This window comes from Bartonella sp. AA74HLJMH (assembly GCF_042197045.1).
Classification (GTDB): Bacteria; Pseudomonadota; Alphaproteobacteria; order Rhizobiales; family Rhizobiaceae; genus Bartonella.
Genome location: NZ_JBHIRJ010000081.1, coordinates 1 through 1,784, shown reverse-complemented (window position 1 = coordinate 1,784; position 1,784 = coordinate 1). Strand labels below are relative to the sequence as shown.

The 1,784-nt window shown below is 37.4% G+C and carries 5 protein-coding genes and 1 pseudogene; 3 read left to right on the top strand and 3 right to left on the bottom strand.

Annotated features, from left to right (window positions below):
* Together ACFINH_RS09755 and ACFINH_RS09750 are read left to right on the top strand one after the other, a co-directional pair.
* Positions 1-571 (top strand): phage antirepressor KilAC domain-containing protein (locus ACFINH_RS09755; RefSeq protein WP_375632968.1); only part of this gene is annotated, 571 nt, incomplete at its 5' end.
* Positions 568-846: a hypothetical protein gene (locus tag ACFINH_RS09750; RefSeq protein WP_375632966.1), complete on the top strand. Its 279-nt coding sequence runs from the start codon at positions 568-570 to the stop codon at positions 844-846. The genes ACFINH_RS09755 and ACFINH_RS09750, both read left to right, overlap by 4 nt.
* Before the next feature lie 44 nt (positions 847-890).
* Here ACFINH_RS09750 and ACFINH_RS09745 read toward each other — a convergent pair whose 3' ends face one another.
* The 3 genes from ACFINH_RS09745 to ACFINH_RS09735 are packed head-to-tail and all read right to left on the bottom strand — an operon-like array spanning position 891 to position 1,659.
* Positions 891-1,037 carry a CopG family antitoxin gene (locus ACFINH_RS09745; protein ID WP_375632964.1) on the bottom strand — a complete coding sequence of 49 codons (147 nt, stop codon included), beginning with the start codon at positions 1,035-1,037 and terminating at the stop codon, positions 891-893.
* Positions 1,038-1,079: 42 nt separating this feature from the next.
* Positions 1,080-1,397 (bottom strand): type II toxin-antitoxin system HicB family antitoxin, encoded by a 318-nt coding sequence (locus tag ACFINH_RS09740; protein WP_004856761.1) that lies wholly within the window; start codon positions 1,395-1,397, stop codon positions 1,080-1,082.
* Entirely contained in the window at positions 1,387-1,659 is a 273-nt protein-coding gene (locus tag ACFINH_RS09735; RefSeq protein ID WP_375632962.1) for a toxin HicA, read from the bottom strand. Before ACFINH_RS09735 ends, ACFINH_RS09740 begins: the two co-directional genes overlap by 11 nt.
* On the opposite strand from ACFINH_RS09735, the pseudogene ACFINH_RS09730 reads away from it, so the two are divergent.
* Positions 1,586-1,784: pseudogene (locus ACFINH_RS09730) on the top strand (hypothetical protein); the annotation flags it as partial. The gene ACFINH_RS09735 and the pseudogene ACFINH_RS09730 sit on opposite strands and share 74 nt — an antisense overlap.

Genomic DNA, 1,784 nt, shown 5'->3' with positions numbered 1-1,784 from the left:
AAAGCCAGAGATTACAAGTGCTATTGTAAAAAAAGCCAATGAGAGATTAATTGCCAATATACAGTACCAACTTGCTCGTCAAGAATACGCTGCTAATAAGAAAGGTAGAGAAGCGCGTTTATACTTTATCAAATGTGAACGGCTTTTGAAACAAGTAGCAACCCCACAAGTTGACTACTCTAAACCCGAAGCATTGCTTGGTGTTTTGAATCACTTACAAAATCAAATAGAGCAGAAAGATCATGTTATTGCTGAATTAGCACCAAAAGCAGAAGCTTTGGATGGCTTAAAACGTTCTGATGGGTTGTTCGGTTTGATAGAAGCAGCAAAGATGTTAGAGGTACGACCAAAGGACTTAACCGATTATTTGCGTAAACATGACTGGGTATATCGACGGGCTCCAGGGGCACCTCTGTTACCTTATCAGGATAAGATAAAGAAAGGATTTATGGACTGTCCTGCTATTACCATTCAAAGACCGGATGGTACAGAGAAGGTACTCCCTTCAACAAAAATTACATCCAGAGGATTGGCATGTTTGAGAGAGCAAATCTTTGGGGGTGTGCAATGAATAGCAGTGTCGACTTCTTATGCGATTTGTGGATGGCATTGTTTAAGCTTTCTAACCATCGAGGCATTGGAGATAAGAACTGCAATGCTATAGTTGAGGTTATGGAATCGGTCGTAGATGCTCTGGTTTTAAAGCTTCAAGATGACGTGCCCAATATTACAAAAATCTTGGCAATTTTGACAGATTTTGGAGCTTCAGAACTTCCACATAGCATGGATTCTTTGTTGCGAACTTACGAACCAGATTTAGACAACCCCATTAAAAAGGTTGCTTAACTTAAAAACACAACTCCCCTCCCTGTTCTTAAAATGGGGAGTGCTCAAGAGACTTCTTTAGGTAAGAACTCAAAATGAACGGATTTAAAACCAGTTAAGTCATAATCTGTAAAATCTGCAGTATCGACAAAGTTTTCTGCTTCTTTATCCGTCTTAAAAACGGGTATTTGTTTTAATTTAGAGGTTTTCATAAAAATTAAATTTCTTTTGATGTGTATAGAATTTTAAAAAATTCAAAGTTTAGAAGAAATGTATCTGTTTAAACTCACACCATTTTCAGCGGCTTGTATTGCAAGTTTTCTATGGAGTTCTGGTGGTATTCTTAATTGAAACTTACCACTGTATTTACCATGTGACAAAGGCACAGGAACTTCTTCTCCATTATGTTGCATGTCCTCAACGACTTCTGAAACAAGGTCCATAATACCTTTTAAAGCTTTCTCTGCTTGAGCATCTAACCATGAAAGGGATGGGAATTCTGCACACAATCCGACATATTCCTCATCTTCTTGCGACCACAAAACACGATATGTATAATGATTATTGTTCATGTTTCATCCTTTCTATCGCTTGTAAGACTTGTTTGACTTGATAAGCTTTTGCTTTGTTACCAGAATCTTTTTGAATATTCACACGAGGATCACCAAGCCACGGTGTTTTAAAAACAAAGTGGCTTGTACCATTGTTCCGTGGTTCTCCAAAGAAATAGACACATACAACCAACAAATCTGAAAACTTGATGTTCTTTGGTGACGCTTTCATCAAGCTGATTATTTTTTCAACTTTATTGTTCATAACCAATAATAGTATCATTATTAATCCTAGTCAATCATTTTATACACTTAATTGGACAGGAACACTCATGCATCCGAGAGAAACGATAAGGGAAAGCTTTGTTGCTTTGATAAAGGCAGCAAAGACGGTAGCTGGTGACAATG